The sequence below is a fragment of the Faecalibacterium sp. 7 genome (genome assembly GCF_049562865.1).
Lineage (GTDB): Bacteria > Bacillota > Clostridia > Oscillospirales > Ruminococcaceae > Faecalibacterium > Faecalibacterium wellingii.
Map to the genome: position 1 here is coordinate 1508919 of NZ_CP186911.1, position 18372 is coordinate 1527290.

18 protein-coding genes are annotated in these 18372 nt (G+C 45.5%); 10 read left to right on the plus strand and 8 right to left on the minus strand.

Translation table 11 applies throughout. The annotated features are described in order from the left end of the window. Positions 1-191 precede the first annotated feature (191 nt). From ACKXF7_RS07345 to ACKXF7_RS07355, 3 genes are all read left to right on the plus strand, one after another. Positions 192-1799 carry a PTS transporter subunit EIIC gene (locus tag ACKXF7_RS07345; RefSeq protein ID WP_348585040.1) on the plus strand — a complete coding sequence of 536 codons (1608 nt, stop codon included), beginning with the start codon at positions 192-194 and terminating at the stop codon, positions 1797-1799. A gap of 60 nt (positions 1800-1859) precedes the next feature. Beyond that, on the plus strand, positions 1860-3185 hold the full coding sequence (locus ACKXF7_RS07350) for a 6-phospho-alpha-glucosidase (protein WP_348585041.1): 1326 nt from the start codon (positions 1860-1862) through the stop codon (positions 3183-3185). Positions 3186-4122: 937 nt separating this feature from the next. Further along, positions 4123-4527: an AbrB/MazE/SpoVT family DNA-binding domain-containing protein gene (locus ACKXF7_RS07355; RefSeq protein WP_015536742.1), complete on the plus strand. Its 405-nt coding sequence runs from the start codon at positions 4123-4125 to the stop codon at positions 4525-4527. A 57-nt stretch (positions 4528-4584) separates the two neighbouring features. Here ACKXF7_RS07355 and ACKXF7_RS07360 read toward each other — a convergent pair whose 3' ends face one another. From ACKXF7_RS07360 to ACKXF7_RS07380, 5 genes are all read right to left on the minus strand, one after another. Beyond that, positions 4585-5976 carry a tyrosine-type recombinase/integrase gene (locus ACKXF7_RS07360; protein ID WP_113992753.1) on the minus strand — a complete coding sequence of 464 codons (1392 nt, stop codon included), beginning with the start codon at positions 5974-5976 and terminating at the stop codon, positions 4585-4587. After that, positions 5976-6866, minus strand: a complete 891-nt coding sequence (locus ACKXF7_RS07365; RefSeq protein ID WP_005928318.1) for a helix-turn-helix domain-containing protein — start codon at positions 6864-6866, stop codon at positions 5976-5978. Before ACKXF7_RS07365 ends, ACKXF7_RS07360 begins: the two co-directional genes overlap by 1 nt. Before the next feature lie 90 nt (positions 6867-6956). After that, positions 6957-7202 (minus strand): helix-turn-helix domain-containing protein, encoded by a 246-nt coding sequence (locus ACKXF7_RS07370; protein ID WP_423742577.1) that lies wholly within the window; start codon positions 7200-7202, stop codon positions 6957-6959. A 30-nt stretch (positions 7203-7232) separates the two neighbouring features. Next, the gene (locus ACKXF7_RS07375; protein WP_423742578.1) at positions 7233-8018 is read right to left on the minus strand and encodes a DUF6551 family protein; all 786 of its coding nucleotides are present in this window, start codon (positions 8016-8018) and stop codon (positions 7233-7235) included. Continuing rightward, complete coding sequence (locus tag ACKXF7_RS07380; RefSeq protein WP_349190187.1) at positions 8015-8782, minus strand: type II toxin-antitoxin system PemK/MazF family toxin; 768 nt, start codon at positions 8780-8782, stop codon at positions 8015-8017. The genes ACKXF7_RS07375 and ACKXF7_RS07380 overlap by 4 nt, the downstream gene beginning before the upstream one ends. A 730-nt stretch (positions 8783-9512) precedes the next feature. Here ACKXF7_RS07380 and ACKXF7_RS07385 point away from each other — a divergent pair. Beyond that, the gene (locus tag ACKXF7_RS07385; protein ID WP_005928329.1) at positions 9513-9674 is read left to right on the plus strand and encodes a hypothetical protein; all 162 of its coding nucleotides are present in this window, start codon (positions 9513-9515) and stop codon (positions 9672-9674) included. 56 nt (positions 9675-9730) lie between these two features. Here ACKXF7_RS07385 and ACKXF7_RS07390 read toward each other — a convergent pair whose 3' ends face one another. The 3 genes from ACKXF7_RS07390 to ACKXF7_RS07400 form a co-directional block, all read right to left on the minus strand. Continuing rightward, complete coding sequence (locus ACKXF7_RS07390) at positions 9731-10018, minus strand: helix-turn-helix domain-containing protein (RefSeq protein WP_005928332.1); 288 nt, start codon at positions 10016-10018, stop codon at positions 9731-9733. Positions 10019-10544: 526 nt separating this feature from the next. Further along, positions 10545-11252, minus strand: a complete 708-nt coding sequence (locus ACKXF7_RS07395; protein WP_181573319.1) for an ImmA/IrrE family metallo-endopeptidase — start codon at positions 11250-11252, stop codon at positions 10545-10547. Beyond that, complete coding sequence (locus ACKXF7_RS07400) at positions 11252-11533, minus strand: hypothetical protein (RefSeq protein WP_005928337.1); 282 nt, start codon at positions 11531-11533, stop codon at positions 11252-11254. The genes ACKXF7_RS07395 and ACKXF7_RS07400 overlap by 1 nt, the downstream gene beginning before the upstream one ends. A gap of 449 nt (positions 11534-11982) precedes the next feature. On the opposite strand from ACKXF7_RS07400, the gene ACKXF7_RS07405 reads away from it, so the two are divergent. The 6 genes from ACKXF7_RS07405 to ACKXF7_RS07430 all read left to right on the plus strand — a co-directional run bounded on the left by ACKXF7_RS07405 (position 11983) and on the right by ACKXF7_RS07430 (position 18350). Beyond that, the gene (locus ACKXF7_RS07405) at positions 11983-12810 is read left to right on the plus strand and encodes an XRE family transcriptional regulator (RefSeq protein WP_423742579.1); all 828 of its coding nucleotides are present in this window, start codon (positions 11983-11985) and stop codon (positions 12808-12810) included. 19 nt (positions 12811-12829) lie between these two features. Further along, entirely contained in the window at positions 12830-13033 is a 204-nt protein-coding gene (locus ACKXF7_RS07410) for a helix-turn-helix domain-containing protein (RefSeq protein WP_423742580.1), read from the plus strand. Between the two features lie 381 nt (positions 13034-13414). Further along, the gene (gene cls, locus ACKXF7_RS07415) at positions 13415-14974 is read left to right on the plus strand and encodes a cardiolipin synthase (protein ID WP_113992749.1); all 1560 of its coding nucleotides are present in this window, start codon (positions 13415-13417) and stop codon (positions 14972-14974) included. 210 nt (positions 14975-15184) lie between these two features. Beyond that, on the plus strand, positions 15185-16618 hold the full coding sequence (locus tag ACKXF7_RS07420) for a phospholipase D family protein (protein WP_423742582.1): 1434 nt from the start codon (positions 15185-15187) through the stop codon (positions 16616-16618). Next, positions 16597-17307: a response regulator transcription factor gene (locus ACKXF7_RS07425; protein WP_097782385.1), complete on the plus strand. Its 711-nt coding sequence runs from the start codon at positions 16597-16599 to the stop codon at positions 17305-17307. Before ACKXF7_RS07420 ends, ACKXF7_RS07425 begins: the two co-directional genes overlap by 22 nt. Then, complete coding sequence (locus ACKXF7_RS07430; protein WP_005929825.1) at positions 17307-18350, plus strand: HAMP domain-containing sensor histidine kinase; 1044 nt, start codon at positions 17307-17309, stop codon at positions 18348-18350. Before ACKXF7_RS07425 ends, ACKXF7_RS07430 begins: the two co-directional genes overlap by 1 nt. Positions 18351-18372 lie beyond the last annotated feature (22 nt).

Here is an 18372-nt window from a genome sequence, read left to right on the forward strand (position 1 = left end):
GTTTTTTGCACAGAAGCGCCAGAAACGCGTTACCGCTTTTGGTAACGCGTTTCCTTCTGTTCAAAATTTGTTTACATCTGTAAATTTTTGTGCGATAGTAATGGCACAGATCCGGCCGGATATGTGTGGATGGACGCATCCCGCGCAAGAACGATATCTGAAAAATGTGAAACGAAAGAAGGAGTCAACCCATGAAGGATAAGGTAATGGATGCATTGCAGCGGTTCTCCAAAGCAATGTTCATCCCCGTTCTGATCCTGCCCATTGCCGGTATTCTCATCGCTGTGGGCAACCTGTTCACCAATGTCCGGCTGCAGGCAGTGCTGCCGTTTCTGAACAACCCGGTCACCATCGGCTTCGGCACGCTGCTGTCCGGTTCGCTCAACGCCATCCTGGGCAATCTGGGCGTTATCTTCTGCGTGGGCCTCAGCGTGGGCCTGGCCAACAAGAAAAAGTCTGAGGCAGGCTTTATCTCTCTGCTGGCATTCCTGGTGTTCCTCAATGCCATGAACAAATTCATGAACATGCGCGGTATGCTGGTAGAGGGCAGCCTTTCCGGCACCGGTCAGGCCATGGTTCTGGGCGTTCAGGTCCTGGACATGGGCGTGTTCATCGGCCTGCTGCTGGGCATCGTGGTCGCATGGGTGCACAACCGCTTCTGCGAGACTGAGTTCAACAACGCTTTCCAGATCTACGGCGGCACTCGTTTTGTGTTCATCGTTCTGATCCCGGTCATGGTGGTTCTGGCTGTGCTGTTCACCTTTGTGTGGCCGTATGCACAGGCTGGCATCAACGCTCTGGGCGGCTTTATCCGCGGCGCAGGCAACTTCGGCCTGTTTGTCTACGGCACGCTGGAGCGTCTGCTGATCCCCACCGGTCTGCACCATCTGGTCTACACCCCGTTCCTGTACACCTCTCTGGGCGGCACTGCCACTGTGGGCGGTCAGGTGCTGGAGGGTGCCCGCAACATCTACTACGCCGAGATCGCAGATCCCTCCGTTGCTGTGCTGAGCCAGTCTGTCATCTGGGATGCCCGCGGCATTTCCAAGATGTTTGGTCTGATCGGTGCTTGCCTGGCCATGTACCAGACTGCACGTTCTGAGAACCGCGAAAAGATCAAGCCCGTGCTGATCACCGCTGCTGTCACCTCCTTTATCGCCGGTGTCACCGAGCCCATCGAGTTCAGCTTCCTGTTCGTGGCTCCCGTCCTGTTCGTTGTGCACGCTGTGCTGGCCGGTTCCAGCTTTGTGGTGCTGAACCTGCTGGGCTGCCGCGCCATCGGCCCCAACGGCTTTATCGATTTCCTGCTGTACAACCTGCCGCTGGGCATTGGCAAGACCCGCTGGCCCATCTACATTGGCGTAGGCGTTCTGTACTTCTTCCTGTACTATGTGATCTTCCGCGTGCTGATCGTCAAGCTGAACCTCCACACGCTGGGCCGTGAGGCGGACGGCATGGAGATGAAGCTCCACACCAAGGCTGAGTACAAGGCCAAGACTGCTGCCACTGCTGGGAACGGCACCGCTGCTGCGCCCGCACAGGACACTGCCGTGGACGCTGCCACCATCGTGGAGGCACTGGGCGGCAAGGAGAACATCCTGAAGGTGACCAACTGCTACACCCGTCTGCGCACCGAGCTGGCAGACCCCGACAAGGTGCAGGATGATGTGCTGAAGAACCAGACCGGCGCTTCTGCCGTCATCCACAAGGGCAAAAATGTGCAGGTAGTGTATGGCCTGAAGGTCAACGCCGTGCGCAAGGCCGTGGATGCAGAGCTTGGCCTGAGCGGCGAAGATTAACCAATTGCGTTTCTTGAATTGAATTATAGAAAACATCCATAAGAAGGAGGGCATTTTTCCATGAAAAAGTTTTCTATTGTGATCGCCGGCGGCGGCAGCACCTATACGCCGGGCATCGTTATGATGCTGATGCATAGTCTGGATCGCTTCCCGATCCGCAGCCTGAAGCTGTACGATAACAACCCCGAGCGTCAGAAGACCATTGCCGATGCTGTGGCACTGGCTATGAAGAAGGTCGCCCCGGATGTGGCATTCAGCTATACCACCGACCCCGAAGAGGCCTTCACCGACGTGGATTTCTGCATGGCACACATCCGCAGCGGCGGCTATCCCATGCGTGAAAAGGACGAAAAGATCCCCCTGAGCCACGGCGTAGTGGGTCAGGAGACCTGCGGCCCCGGCGGCATCGCCTATGGTATGCGCAGCATCCCTGACATCATGCAGCTGATCGACTATATGGAGAAATACAGCCCCAACTGCTGGATGCTCAATTACTCCAACCCTGCGTCCATCGTCGCAGAAGCCTGCCGTGTGCTTCGTCCTCACTCCAAGATCATCAACATCTGCGATATGCCGGTGGGCACATTGCGCCGCATGAGCTACATCGTGGGCAAGACCCCGAAGGATCTGGACGTGCGTTACTACGGTCTGAATCACTTTGGCTGGTGGACCAGTGTCAAGGACAAAGATGGCACCGACTACACCCCGCAGCTGATCGACTACGTGAGCAAAAACGGCTATCTGACCCAGAAGGCCATTGAGACTCAGCACATGGATGCCAGCTGGCAGGAGACCCACCGCAAGGCCGCCGATCTGCTGGCGGTCACTCCGGACTGCCTGCCCAACACCTACCTGAAGTACTACCTGTACCCGGACTACGTGGTGGAGCACAGCGACCCCAACTACACCCGCGCCAACGAGGTGATCGATGGCCGCGAAAAGAATGTCTTCGGTGCAGCACGCGCCATTACCGCTTCGGGCGAGTTTAAGGGTGACGAGTTCAACATCGACAACCACGCCAGCTTTATCGTCGATCTGGCTCGCGCCATTGCCTACAATACCCACGAGCGGATGCTCTGCATCGTGGAGAACAAGGGTGCTATCAGTAACTTTGATCCCCACGCCATGGTGGAGGTCCCCTGTCTGGTGGGCAACGATGGTCCGGAGCCCCTGTGTCAGGGTGAGATCCCGACCTTCCAGCTGGGCATGATGAACCAGCAGGTCGCCGTGGAAAAGCTGGTGGTCGAGGCCTACTGCGAGCACAGCTACCAGAAGATGTGGCAGGCATTGACCCTGAGCAAGACCGTGCCCAGCGCCAAGGTAGCCAAGGAGATCCTGGACGACCTGATCGTAGCCAACAAGGACTACTGGCCTGAGCTGCACTAAAGTCTGCGCTTGTGAAGCGCTGTCCCGAATATCCCCATTTTTCATGAACTGAAAGGGGCTGCTGCACCGCGATGTGCAGCAGCCCTTTCGTTTTTGCAGAGAGTTCAGAAACTTTCTCTGCCGGATTTTCTTTCGGGTGGCAATGTCCGGGTGGCAATGTCCTGAAAACAGAAATGGCCCGGCTGATGCCGGGGCTGGGTGTACTTGAACAGCATCCCGTCCAGATAGATTGACACCGGTTTATAGGGAGCGTCCGCCGATTTTAGCAGAAAGCATAGAAAACGGCGATTTTGGCCTCAATTAGCTGGAAAGCCGATTTTATTAGCAGGGACCGAAAATTCTGCTAATGGCATTCGCTGGCTGATTTTGGCGATAGGTTCAAAATGAAAAATGCGAAGATCGTCTTTCCCATGGAGAAATGACCTTCGCATTTTCTTGAAATGGCGTCCCCGATGTGATTCGAACACACGGCCTTCCGCTTAGGAGTAGGGGCTGAAGCCATAAATCCTAGGCAAAAGTAGGTAAAACAAGTAACGTTTTATCAATTGATTTTTTGTTGCGCTGTCAATCTGAGTAAAGAACACAAACCCCGAAATAAAACGAGTAAAAGGCTTTTCATTAGCAGAAAATTAGCAGAGCTAATGAAAAGTGGAAGGTTCATTGTAAAATGCCCACCTTTCATTAGCTGGGAAGTGTACGTTTCCCTACGGATATTTGCTTGTTTAGCATTCGTGAACCAGACCATACAGCCGTAGCTGGTGTGATGGACAAATGTTTTCAATAGAAAAAGACCAGAGCTTTCTGCGAGAAAACTCTGGTCTATGTAACAGTGCGAATGGAAATGCGCATTGTCTTGTAAAAGGAAGGGGCTTATGGTATTCTTACGGGAGTAAAGGCACTGGATGCAAGGAACTTTGCGTGATTTTAGGAGTGTGCGATGGAAAAGAAATTTAATATTGTAGTCGGTGAAGATGGAACTGTAAAACTCCCAGATGCGGTTCTGGAAAAACTTGAAGTCAAACCCGGAGAGGAAGTTCGCTTCGAGGTAGATGACAATTTCTATGCAGTCAGGCTTCTATCGCGGATAGAAGCTGAACGCTTGGATTACTTGAATTGGATGCATAATAAACATTGCCCCTCTATTGAGGAAATGATTGCAGAGTCGAGAAAACAAGCCACTCAGAACATTGTGATCTCCCGTATCCTTGATGGGATGCCGGCAGAAAAAATCGCAGAAGGCTATGAAGTTTCACTCGATTATGTAAAACAGCTTACACATCAGCTGAAGATGGACATAGAGGAAGCTAAGGCGAAAAAACACAAAGAAACGGGATCATCCTAAAACAGATAGCGGCAGTTTTCCATATACGGAAAACTGCCGCTGTTTATGTATAGAGGCTTATAGGTTCTTTGCAAGATTTTTAATGAGTGTAGCCATAGAGGGGTCAGCCAGCAGTTTAGCAAGAGCTGCTGCCGCATCTGTATCGACTGGACTGGCTTTGGGAGTGGATTGCTCTGCGCGAGGGAGGGCTTCAGGCTCTGCACCATGATGCTGATAGAAGAAATCGTCGAATCGTTGTGCGTTCAAACGCCGATCATCATCCAGAATGTGTGCGTACTGCTCGGTGACCATCGAAGCCTGTGCATGACCGGAATCGCCCTGCACGGCTTTGATATCGCCGCCGTTCAGCTTGAGCTTGTATGTAATGCTTGAGTGTCGGAAGCTGTGGAAAACCACTTTGGGGAGATCGTTTTCCTCAATCAGCTGCTTCAATGCACCGTTAATGGTGGATTGTTCGGTCGGCATTCCCAGCGGGCCGGCAACCACGAGATTATAGTCTGCATACTCTGCACCCAGTGCGTCCTTTGTCATGTCCTGCTCGGCTTTATAGTGGACAAGCATTTCAGCAACTGTTTTGGGGAGAAAAATGGTTCGGATACTGCTGTCTGTTTTAGGGCTTTTCAGAACCTGGACCGTGGTGCAGCGGGAACTCAGCGAGGGAAAACGAGTGATGACATTTTTATTTTCCAAGGCGTTCAGCGAAGCAATATCTACACGCTGCAATTCCTTATTTATGTAAATGGAGGCTCGCCCGGCTTCAATGCTTTCGGGGGAGATATCCACACAATCCCATGTCAGACCGAGCAATTCCCCTAAGCGCAGGGAACAAGAGAAGGAGAGGTTGATGCAAAGCCGGAGCCGTGGATCATCACAGACTTCTAAGGCATGGAACAGGGTCTCGGCAGTCCAGATATCACGCTTCTTTGCAGTGTATTTGGGCAAGGTGGCATAAATACAGGGATTCTTTTCCATAAGTTCCCACTTTACAGCCTGCTCAAAGGCACTTCTCAAAATTTTGTGAACCGAACGAACCGTGCCGGGAGAAACGTATTGATGCTGACGCTTTCCACACATAGGGTCAACGGCTTCGTATTTAAGCAGCCGCTGATAATATCCCTCAATTACGCGGGTGGTGAGATCTTGCAGCTTCATTGAGCCGATAAGCGGTTCTATGTAGTTTGAAATCAGTGCAGTGTTTGATTGATAGGTTGAAAGTGCCCATTTGGTTCTTCCGTACAGGGTGACGTATTCTTTAAGCAGGTCTTTTAGAGTTCGGCACTGGGGTGCCACAAAGGTACCGACGGATTCTTTGTATTCGACCTCTTTCTTACGGTTTTTGGCATCTGCAAGGTCGGTAAAGGTTTCCCATTTCTGCTTTAGCGTTCCATTAGTGTGTTTGTAGGTATAGACAACGCAGTATCGGTTATTGCGTTTGACAATGCTAGCCATTATACATCCTCCTCTACTTTACGTTTGGACTTCAGAACTTCATCGAAAGCATCTTTTTGGATGCGTTTTACCCTTCCCAACTTCATCGTTGGAATTCCTTCTTTGAGAACCCACGAGTCAAGTGTTGGGCGGCTGATTCCGTAAAAAGCCTGAATTTCCTGAAAACTGTAGTATTTCCCATTCTTGGGACATTGCAGTTTTAGCGGCGGCTCCTCATGCGTTTCTTTTTTCGGTTTTTGAAGTTGGTATGTAGATTGGCTTTTAAGCCATGCCTTAAAACTTTTTTTGGTAATGCGCGGCCTGTCGGCCACGCGCTCAATGACGAAACAATCTCGGTATTTTTTGCAATCAAGAATCCCATAAACATTCTTGCGTGGGATACCGAGTAGTTTTGCCATTTCCGGGATGGAGATGGTTTGCGCTTCAATCTCCCGGTCACGCTCACGGTCGGCTGCTGTGCGGTAGCGACTTTGTGATCGGTACCACCGCTCAAAGTCCTCTTTGGGAATTCTCATACAGAAGTCTGCCGTTTCTGTTTTCAACTTGCCCTGTCGGATGAGTGTATAGATCGTTTCGGGTTTCACCTTCAATATCTCGGCGGCGTCAGGAACGGAATAGGACCGTTTGCAAAGTTCCTCGCCCGGTGGCGAACCATTGACCTTATGATATTTGACCTGATTGGCATACCATTTCTCAAAGCTGGAAATAACGATACGCCTTTTGTCGTTTATCAGAATGACTTCAAAGAGATTCTTATGAAGCAGCCAATAGCTGTCTGTTTTGCCAAGGCCGAGAAGCTGCCGCATCTCACGAACCGACATGGTGGTTTTGGTAGTGGCAGGTTCAGCTTTTCCGTATAAGGGAGCCGAAGTATTCCGCATATCATCCATGAAAGACACCTCTCTATCTATGTAAAAGTTTAGCCGGGATTTCTCATCCCGGCTAAAGAATAGCAGATTTCGCGTGAAATGTTGAGGATGTCAAACAGCAGGATTGCGTTCAACAGTGCCATCATTGAGCCATGCATCAAAGCTGGCTTTGAAAATACGGTAAGCGCCGCTTACCTTGAACCAGCGGAATTCGTTCTGCTTCAGTAGACGGTAGACAGTGGGACGGCTCAGGAGCAGCATTTCCATCAGGTCTTCTACGGTATAGCAGCGGCTGTCCTTTGCTGTGGAAACAGGGGAGGAAACCGAGTTGGGCGAAGGTTCTTCATGGATAATCATTGGATAATACCTCGTTAAATATACTTAAAGTTAAAACTTGAGCGGCAATGCAGCCCGGCGGCTGCCACCATTATAAATAGTATAGACCTGCTGAAGGGACTTCGTCTTGCCGGGAAGGCTTACGCCTGCGGTTCGTGCAAGGCGAAAAATCGTGAATGCATCGACCTGCCGCAGTTTGGCAATCAGACGGCTTTTACTGTATTCGGAGTGGTACAGTTCTACAAAGCGGCAGATGCCGAGCAGATTTGCAGAACTCATGGAATCAGGTTCTCCGTCCCACGCATTCAGCAAAACATCAAGGGATTCGATATACAGTTCAGGACCAAGCCGGATGAATTCGTGATAGGCGGTTGCGATGCAGCTGATCCGCTGCTTGCCCCGGCCTTCTTCAAAAGAAAGATGAACGCCAGCCAATTCGGTGGCCTGCTGGAATGCAACGGCAGCAGGCTCCCCTGCAAAAATCAGGGCACGGAGCTTCTGCCCTGCACTCAGCCGTTCCGAAATGCCTGTCTGCTGTGCAAATAGGAGGGCTTCTTCCTGCTCGGTCATGTTAAAGTAGACCTTGCAGCGAATCTGCAAATCTTCGCCGCCGTTCAGAAATTTCCGGGCAGCGATGGTGTTCTGTCCGTCCATCACATAGTAGTGACCATCCCGGAAGCTGATCTTCGGCTCATTGGCAACCCGCTCGTCAAATTCTTTTGCGATGCGGGCAACACGAGCGGGGTGAAGAGCACGCTGATAAGTGTCGCGCGGCACGATCAGCTCACTGCTGTTCAGGCACATTTCATGGTAAGGTTTTACCACTGCGTTCATCATAAAGGAACCTCCTTCTTTTTTTGCAGAAAATCAATTCCTGATTGGATAATCGAACCGATTTTCTTCTTTTCGTTATCGGATAAGCGGAAAGTGGAATACCGTTCATAACAGGTATTCCAGCGGAACATAAGCGATTGAAGCGCATCATCCAGTTCTGCAACCATGAACTCAACAGAAGATTCCGTCGGGGTGGAGAGCATCCTTTCCGATATCTGCTCAATGCTATGTAAATCGCCTTTTGTGTGCTTGGCGAGAGCAGGGGGCTGACTGTTCAGCACCCGAAGATTCTGAAACTGCTGGGAGAGCAGCTCTTTTGCAGCGGCGAGAACATCCTCCTGCGGAGGAGCCGTAAGGTATTTTCGGAATGACTTGTATCCAATGAACCCAAAGCTGTATTGCAGACACACTGACACTTGCCGCATTTCATATTTGGACAGGTGCCCAAGGTAGCTTAACACTCTGGATTTATCTGCGGGGCGCGGGCTTTCGCAAATCGCCATAGATGGCGCACTCAAAAAACGATTGTGCAGAATAAAATGCGTTGGCATATTTCGCTTTTTGATCTGTGTTGTCAGTGGAACGACCAGAAGAACATTGGAATAAAAATTACCGTCATCGTTTTGGACAACAATGGCAGGTCGGATGCCGCCTTGCTCGGAACCGCTGTAAGGATTCAGATCCATCATGTAGACATCCCCGCGCTTGTACATCCAGTTTGCGGGCATAGGCGGATACTCTTTCTCTTTTTTACCTCGTGTGGCCAATTTGGATTTCTCCTTTCTATCCGTATATGTAACAGTGGGCTGCTCGCACAGCCCACCCTACTATCTCAAACAGCAAATTGCTGTGATTTATAGTTCTATACCTTTCCGTATTTGTCCCCGACATCCCCGGAAACCGAAAACCCTGTTTTCGTGTGGGAAATCTTTCAGCCGTCCGGCAGCGTACCGAATCCATAGGGTTCTCACCTCTCCGTGGTTCTCACCGAGCTGCCCGAAGGCAGAAGTATCATTATTCTGTGATGGCTCTTAGCTATGGAGAAGCTGTCATCCATTTACCGTCAACCTACCGCTCATTCCCTCAGTGGGAGATCATCGCATTTGTTACGGACGTGGCTCATCATCACAGGAACGTGACTGAAGAATGCGTGTTCAATTTTCAAGGGGCGGGATAGCTTGAGGGCTGCTTTGAACGCTTGCCGAAGCTATGGCTGTATTGTAACCGATGCGGAACGAAATGAACAGGAACTCAGAGTTCACAATTTTTGAGGAAAATAGGAAGTATCGTTCCTGTTTCTCGATGAGCCGTCAAAAATATATTTCCTGACTTTATGTAAGAAATGAAGTATTATACTCGTAAGAAACTAACTTACGAGTATATAAATTCGATAAATACACTTTGGGGAGGGAACAAAATGAGCCGATTTTACTGCCGCGATGAGGAACTTCGGAAGTTAAATAAACGATATGAGAATACCGTAATGAAAAAATCGGTTTGGACGAACTGGAACTGATTCGGGAATATGCAGCAGTCTTTGGGAAAGGAACAAACTACCACTACTACATTTTCTCGAAAGGCGGATTTACGGACGGACTACTTCAGGCACAGGAACGCGGAGAAGTACAGCTGATTACCCTTGCCGATATTTTTGAATAACACAAGAAACGCTCTTGCCGGTGTAAAACTGGCAGGAGCGTTTCTTGTTGAAGTGATTATAAAAGACCTTTGATTTTTTCAAGATGATCTATAGCGGCTTGCAGTTCATTTTGAAACTGATCCCTAGAAGGATCTCGGCCCAAAAGAAGATAATCCATACTGACATGGAAGTATTCTGCAATATCGATCAGGATTTTTACAGAGCCATTGGAGCTTCCCCTTTCAAGATCGCCGAGGTGTCGATGGGAAACACCAAGTTTTTCAGCAAGTTTTTCCTGCGATAACTTCGCATTTGTACGCAAAGTAAAAATACGGTTACCAATAGCATTCGGATCAAAACTCATGTGTGACCTCCAAATTTTCGATAAAGCGTGAGAAGTCGAAAACTCGGAGTTGCTACGGATATCTAGCCGCTTGGGGCATCCACGAAAAATGGACAAACATAAAGCCTGCTCCTTTTTACGGGAGCAGGCTTCCTGAAGGCTAAAAAAATAGCCGGACAACAACCAACTGAGGAATCTTCAAAGAAAATCTCTCAATCAGCTGTTGCCCGGCTATTTGGAGCACGTTTCATACATTGCCTTGCGGCAATGGCCCGTTGCTCGGAGCGAACAGTCCATATTCAGGGTGCAATGCACCCGTATTTGTTAAAATGACTGGAAAATCACCGGCATCTAAATGCCAGATCAAGTCTCAGGGTTTCTTTGCATCTATTGCACTTCACTTGTAGTATACCTGAACACCCCTCGATTTTTTGGTATAACTTATTTCCACAAACAGGGCAAAATCTCCAGCCTATGCTAAATTCTGCCTGCTGTGTAGTAGTCGGTGCTTTACCGGCAAAGGGACGGTTCTTTAACTGAATCATATTCATTCTCCAAATCGCATGATGTCCAATGGATGGCAGTGGATGGGTTTGCCTTTTATAACCTGCATCTGCTGCAGTCTGATCCTGATTGCAGACCAAGAAACCCCAATCCGTCGAGCCATCTCCAGAATTTTTTCATAGTTAGGGTCAGACACTGATTTGTACAGAATCCCATTTGGCAGAGTCAACGCTACACGTTCTATTTCGGCATTGATCAGAAATGTTGGCATCAGCAGCTCTGCTGCAAGGGTATCCGCCTGCCATTCTTCCCACGAGGGCTTTCCGTTTCTCTCCCGATAGGCAATGTGCCCACGGCACTTGACTGCTTTTCCGTAGTCGTTCGGAAACAGATCAGCCAAAATCTGATGTGCTGCTTCGTGCGCTATTGTGAAATTCCGGCATCCAGTGCATCTGTCTGCCGCAAGAGCAGAATCGATTACGATATCCCTCGGCATAAATACTTCAACAAGCTTTGTTCCGTCCTCAAGGGTTGCTGTGAAGCTACATCTCTGGAAAACCGTTAATCCAAGGATGTGACCATCGCTACACAGCGGCAACATCTTCAGGTTCAGTCCAAGAACAGAATTTGCAAACTGCTCTGGGTTAATAGGAGCGGGGTCATTTTTGCTTATTCCGAAGAGTGCATAGTACATTTCAATATATTTGCCTGCTATGCACGAAAGTTCTGCACGCGATAAGTATCTTGCCATTATGAAGCCCTACCTTCTGATGTGGCACAGTAGGCTTCCACGAACCACTTGCCCTTTTCAAGCCAAAGATTCCGCTTCTGCCCGCAAATCAGGCAGGTGAAGCAATGCCCTTTCACGCCAAAACGTGATGTACCGTGCTTGACTGCCAAGACACGATCAATTCCATAAGTGCGAGTCTTGTCATAGTTTATGGCAAGAGGACGGATCTTGCCGTCAGGAGTAAAACGAACATCCACTTCGACGTATCTTTTCTCACGGCGAAGGTTGTAATCACCACACATCAGAATTCCTCCTTTTTGCAGATTTATCAGAATGCAGCGTGCATTACTTGCGAATCATACTGCGTGCCACGAGCTGTTTTTCGTTTAACAGAGGAACGGACACTGTATGCTTTTTCCACTCATCCATAGAGCAGGTTACTGCTTTGCACAGACGGCATTTTGTCCAGCCGTCGGTTGCATCAAGATCTACATCATAGTTCATGGTTCCGCACATCGGGCATCTTACATTTTCTTTTCTCATATTATCACCTCTCAAAAACGCCAAATATACACGATTTCGGTCCGAAATTAACACCAAAAAGCTGTTATTTGTGGATTTGATTCGATTGTACACCCACTTTATGGAGATGTCAATTACGCATTTGTCGCTATTTTGGAGATTTCTTGTTGATTTCTTATGTTTTCTATACTATAATAGAGCTACCGGATCACAAAGGAGTGTTCTTGCTATGAAAAAGAAAACTGCGCTCACCAAAATGCACATAGCCCCATCTACGGTGTGCTATGATGCAGTCGCCGCAAGGGATAGTAATGAGGTTGGTCTGATTCTCGCAGCTGTACGAAAAAGGAATGGTTATTCACTTGTAACTTTCTCCGAACTTCTCCGCCACTATGGCGTCGATGTCAGTGACAAGGGAATCAGCAAATGGGAAAAAGGATACACCACTCCCAGCATCTACCAACTGGTTGCAATCTGCCACGCATTGAACATCAAGGAAGGACCTTCCTACTTTACAAAGACCTTTCAGAAACCCGCCCTTCTAAATGCCATCGGGCAAAAAAAGGTCGCTGAGTACGAAATGGACTTGATTGCATCTCGGCGCTACCAGCCAGACACAGAAGAGCCTGCGGAAATCGACTACATAATGATGCCTGTGTCAGAGCTGCCAGTATCGGCAGGTCTAGGAGCTTTTCTTGAGGGTGAAATGTTCCAGCAGATACAAGTGCCTGCCAGTAGTGTTCCGGCTGGTGCCGAGTTCGGGATATACGTTAGCGGTGATAGTATGGAACCACGTTATCATAGCGGACAAATCGTATGGGTAAAGCGCTGCGAAGAACTTGAATGCGGAGATATTGGGATATTCGTATATGATGACTGCGGATATCTGAAAAAATACGATGAACATACCCCAGACAAGTCCCAAGCAGAGCTCCTTACCGACAGCTATGGCGTGGTGCATAACCAACCGGTTTTGGTTTCTCTTAACACCAAATATTCGCCAATCCTTATATCTCCAGAGCAAAGATTTGAGATCGTTGGAAAAGTTTTGAACTAAAAAGATGGGAGGGATTTTCGTGGATACGATCAAACGTGTTCAGGATTTGATGCAAGAGCGTGATATGAATCTGTGTGTGTTGGCAAAGAAATGCGGAATATCGTATTCCACAATCCAAAGTACTGCCCGTCGAGGAGGGCAGTTAAGCGTAGAGACGATTGAAAGAATTTGTCAGGGTTTGGGAATTACATTAAAAGACTTCTTCGATTCCTCCTACCTGTAAATATAGGGGCAGCAAAAAAGCCGTTCGCCACGCTGGAAAATCTGCGTGGTGAACGGCTTTAATACTGCTTCTATTTATCCTTTGGTAATCTCCAGATAAACAGTAATCTCCATGATTGTTACCATTGAAGGAATACATTTGCGACGATCTTCGGGCATACCGAATAAGATTTGCCTTGGCAGTTGAAAACAGCTCAGGTTACCTATTGCAATTCTGACTATTTGGAATATACTTGTAAGTATCAAATTATTTCACTGTATGAGGACATCCGCACCAAACTTATCCAGTCCGGTGTAATGAAATGCAGAGAATAAAAGACAAAATTGGTATGTTCCACGAAATTTAGGGAGAAAACTGAGCAAGTAGGAAGGCGGAATATATATGAAACAAGATACTTTAGAGGGCAAAGCAAAAACAAAAAATGGGGTAAAACGGCTGTGTTTTTCCATAATCTGCATTCTTCTGGAAGTGATTTTTATTATTACTATCGTAACACGCTTGAATGAATATGCAGAAGTCATAAATTTATTTACAAGGATTTTGAGTGGGATCTTGGTTTTGGGATTGTACGCATCAAATAAGACATCCTCTATGAAAATGCCTTGGGTCATCTTAATTCTAATTTTCCCAATTATGGGTGTAGGCCTGTATTTGTTGATTGGTTTGAATGGTGGCACACATAAAATGCGTGAGCGGTATGCAGAAATTGATAGCAAATTGTTACCAATGCTTCCGGACAGTCAGGAGTGTTTGAGCAGAATAAAAGAAACAATTCCGAAAGCAGGAAATATAGCAAGTTACATACAAAGAAATTCGCAGTATCCAATCTATCAGAATACGGATATTGTGTATTTTGATGAAGCAGTGAAAGGATTAGAGGCACAGCTTAAGGATTTGGAGAAAGCACAAAAGTTTATCTTTATGGAATATCATGCGATAGAAGACGCTGAAGCATGGCATAAGATTCAAGATGTTCTGGAAGAGCGAGTAAAAGCAGGTGTGGAAGTTAGAGTATTCTACGATGACATGGGTTCTATAGGCTTTATTAACACAGATTTTGTGAAAAAAATGGAGACAATAGGAATTCATTGCCGTGTATTCAATCCGTTTATGCCAGGTTTAAATCTGTTTTTGAACAATCGTGATCATAGAAAAATAACAGTTATTGATGGAAAAGTCGGATTTACAGGTGGATATAATCTAGCAAACGAATATTTTAATTACACACACCCGTATGGACAGTGGAAAGATACAGGTATTCGTTTAGAAGGAGATGCTGTTCAGTCGCTTACAGTGACATTTTTAGAAATGTGGAATGCTGTTAGTGAAAAAGCTACGAATGATACTGATTTTAGTAAATACATTATTCATTACGATTATAAAGCACAGCAAACAGGTTTTGTTCAGCCTTATGCAGACAGTCCTATGGATAATGAGCAGGTCGGAGAAGAAGTTTATATCAGTATGATAAATAAAGCTGAAAAATATTGTTGGTTTATGACTCCATATCTAATCATAACAGATGAAATGACGCATGCGTTATGTCTGGCTGCTAAGCGAGGGGTAGACGTAAGAATTATCACACCTGGTATCCCTGATAAAAAATTCATTTATAGTGTAACTCGTTCTTTTTATCATGGATTAGTTAAACATGGTGTTCGTGTTTATGAGTGGACTCCTGGTTTCTGTCATGCAAAAATGAGTGTGGCAGATGACTGTATGGCAACTTGTGGAACAATTAATTTGGATTATCGAAGTTTATATCACCATTTTGAAAACGGCTGTTTTATGGCAGATTGTCAGGCAGTTGTGGAAATAAAAAATGATCTGATAAGAACGATGGGAGAATGTCGTGATGTGACAGACCAATATCAAACCGGACGAAGTGCATATTTGCGACTGGGACAATTATTTATGAGATTATTTGCTGGATTGCTATAAGAATCTGATGATACGACCTTTCAAAAAACAGTTGATTTAGAAGTTAACTGTTTTTGAAAGGCCGTTTTTGCTATATCTAACAGTCTGTTGTACAAAGAAGATTTTGCATGGATGAAAAAACAAACCTTGTTGAGGTTAAATTGAGTTTTCTATTGTATTGTATTGCTAATGAATAAGAATAAGAAATAAAAAGGAATCAAGTGATGTACAATGAAAAAGCATAAAATATGTAAAATCCTTCTTGTTATACTGGCAATTTTTTTATGTGTGGCTTTTTATGAATTGCTCGGAATCTGCGTTGCATATAAAAAGCAGCCGGAAGTGTCCAATACAACCAAAAAAGAAACAAAAAATGGGTCATGGAACGAATGCAGTGAAAATACAGAACGGGCAGTAATCATAGAAAAGAATCCAGAAGCGCTTTTACAAAGAGTGCGTTTGATCAAGAATGCAAAAAAGGAAATTATTCTTTCTACTTTTGCATTTCAATCCGATGAAAGTGGAAAATTGATCTTAGGAGCACTGCATGATGCGGCAGACAGAGGTGTACATATTCGTCTGTTAGTAGATGGAATGGAGAGCTGGATTGATATGGAAGGAAATCCGTATTTCTATGGATTATCTTCCCATGAGAATGTTGAAATTAAACTGTATAATAAGGCCAATCCGTTGAAACCGTGGAAAATAATGGGTAGAATGCATGATAAATATTTGATTGCAGATGGAAAGAGATATATTCTTGGGGGAAGAAATACATACAATTATTTCCTGGGTGATTTTCCGGGACATAAGAACTATGACAGAGACGTGTTAGTGGTTTGCGATGAACCTGAGAAAGAAAATTCAGTTAACCAGTTGTTAGAGTATTTTGAAACGATATGGGAACAAGAAGACAGTGATTATTTTCATGACAATAAAAAACTGGCAAATAGAAAATCTGTAAAGAACGCAGTTTTAGAGCTGAAGAACGGCTATCAGAAATATTTTGAAGAGAATAAGGAAAGAATCTGCGATACCGATTACACGGACGAAACTTTTGAGACAGAAAAGATTGCATTAGTGTCAAATCCTATTCACACAGGTTCCAAAGAACCAGTAGTGTGGTATCAGTTGGGAGAATTGATGAAAAATGCAAAAAATCGTGTGAAGATCCACACGCCATATATTATCTGTAATGATATGATGTATAATACATGGGAGGAGATTGCAGAGAACGTTTCAGATTTTTCTATCATGACAAATTCAGTTGCGAATAATGGGAATCCATTTGGGGCTGCCGATTATGCGAAAAACAGAAATAGAATCTTAAGTACAGGAATTAATATCTGGGAATATGAAGGCGGTTATTCATACCACGGAAAAAGTATTCTGATTGACGATGATCTGTCTGTAATCGGTTCCTTTAATATGGACATGAGAAGTGCATATCTGGATACGGAACTGATGCTTGTAATTCGCAGTAAAGATATTAATAAACAGTTGGAAGAGGGCATGATGGACTATGAAAGAGTGTCCCGCCAGGTATTGGAAGATGGAACCTATCGTGATCCATATCATGTAGAGCCAATCGAATTAACAAAGAAACGTCAGAGAAAAATATTTTTGGTACAGCATCTGCTTGGATGGGCAAGGTATCTGTTTTAATAAGGAGGAAGGAAAACGTGTTTCAAATATTGATTGTAGAAGATGATAAAGAATTAAGCCAGCTATTCCAAAAAGTGCTTGAGAAGAATGGATATCAAGTCAAAAGTGCATCGGATGGAGCACAGGCATTAGAAGTATTGGTTAAGGAATATATTGATCTGATCATTTCTGATATTATGATGCCGGTTATGGATGGTTATGAACTGGTGTCGGAACTCCGTTCAGCTGGATATCAGATACCTGTACTTATGATCACTGCGAAAGGTTCCTTTGATGATATGCGCCAGGGATTTCTTTCGGGAAGTGACGATTATATGGTAAAACCGGTAAATGTGAATGAAATGGTTTTAAGAGTCGGAGCACTGCTTCGCCGTGCACAGATACTGAATGAACACAAAATTGTGATCGGTTCAACAGAGTTTGATTATGATGCAATGACGGTTACAACTGATAAGGAAAGTCTTGTTTTGCCTAAAAAAGAATTCCTGCTTTTATATAAGCTTGCAGCTTCGCCAGACAGAATATTTACAAAACAACAGTTGATGGATGAAGTATGGGGATACGAGACGGAGGCAGACCCACATACGATAGAGGTACATATAGGAAGAATCAGGGAGCGTTTGAAAGATAACCCTGATTTTGAAATCGTAACAATGCGTGGAATTGGATACAAGGTGGTGAAAAAATAGTGGAACAAAAGAAAGAAAAAGGATTGCGGATCCGATCCTGTCTGACTGGTGCAATCTGGCTGGCACTTGTATTTTCAACAGTCATATCTGCGTTATTATTTGCTTTTTTGAATCATTTTTTTAATCTGCCGGGCAGCATACCTGTGCTTGGCTGGCTTTTGATTTTCAATACATTGATTGCAGGGCTGATCACTTCCTTTATTAATGCAAAGTTACTGGAACCAATTACAAGACTTAGTAAAGCAATGAAGGAAGTTTCTCGGGGAGATTTTGAACAGCATTTGGAAACGAACAGCCGTATAGCAGAAGTTGGAGAATCTTATCAAAGTTTTAACGTTATGACAAAAGAACTTCGTGCAACAGAGGTGCTGCAGATGGATTTTGTATCTGATGTTTCTCATGAGTTTAAGACCCCGATTAATGCCATTGAAGGATATACAATGCTGCTTCAGGGAGAAGAACTGTCTCCGGATCAAGAGGAATATGTAGAAAAAATCTTATTTAACACCCAAAGACTTTCCGGATTGGTTGGTAATATTTTGCTGTTATCCAAGTTAGAGAATCAGAATATACCAATGAAAAAAACAGAATATCGTCTGGATGAACAGATCCGCCAGGCAGTTCTTTCATTGGAAACAAAATGGACAGAAAAAGAAATTGGTTTTCAGGTAGAATTGGAGGAAGTTAAATATACTGCGAATGAAGGACTTTTTATGCATATCTGGATAAATCTTTTAGATAATGCGATTAAGTTCAGCCCTTCAAAGGGGACAATTACGATGTTTCTGAAACAAGAACAGGATTCTGTTAAGTTCATTCTGGAAGATGAAGGACCAGGAATAGAGGATGATGTAAAATCCAGAATATTTGACAAGTTCTATCAGGTAGATGGATCTCATAAAGCAGAAGGAAATGGCCTAGGTCTTGCACTTGTAAAACGGATTGTAGATAGTGCCGGAGGAACAATCAAAGCAGAAAACCGTGAATATGGTGGATGCAGATTTGTTATAGAGCTGCCAAAGCAGAAAGATGAGATTATCTAGTTTTAAGATAAATTAGAAGATG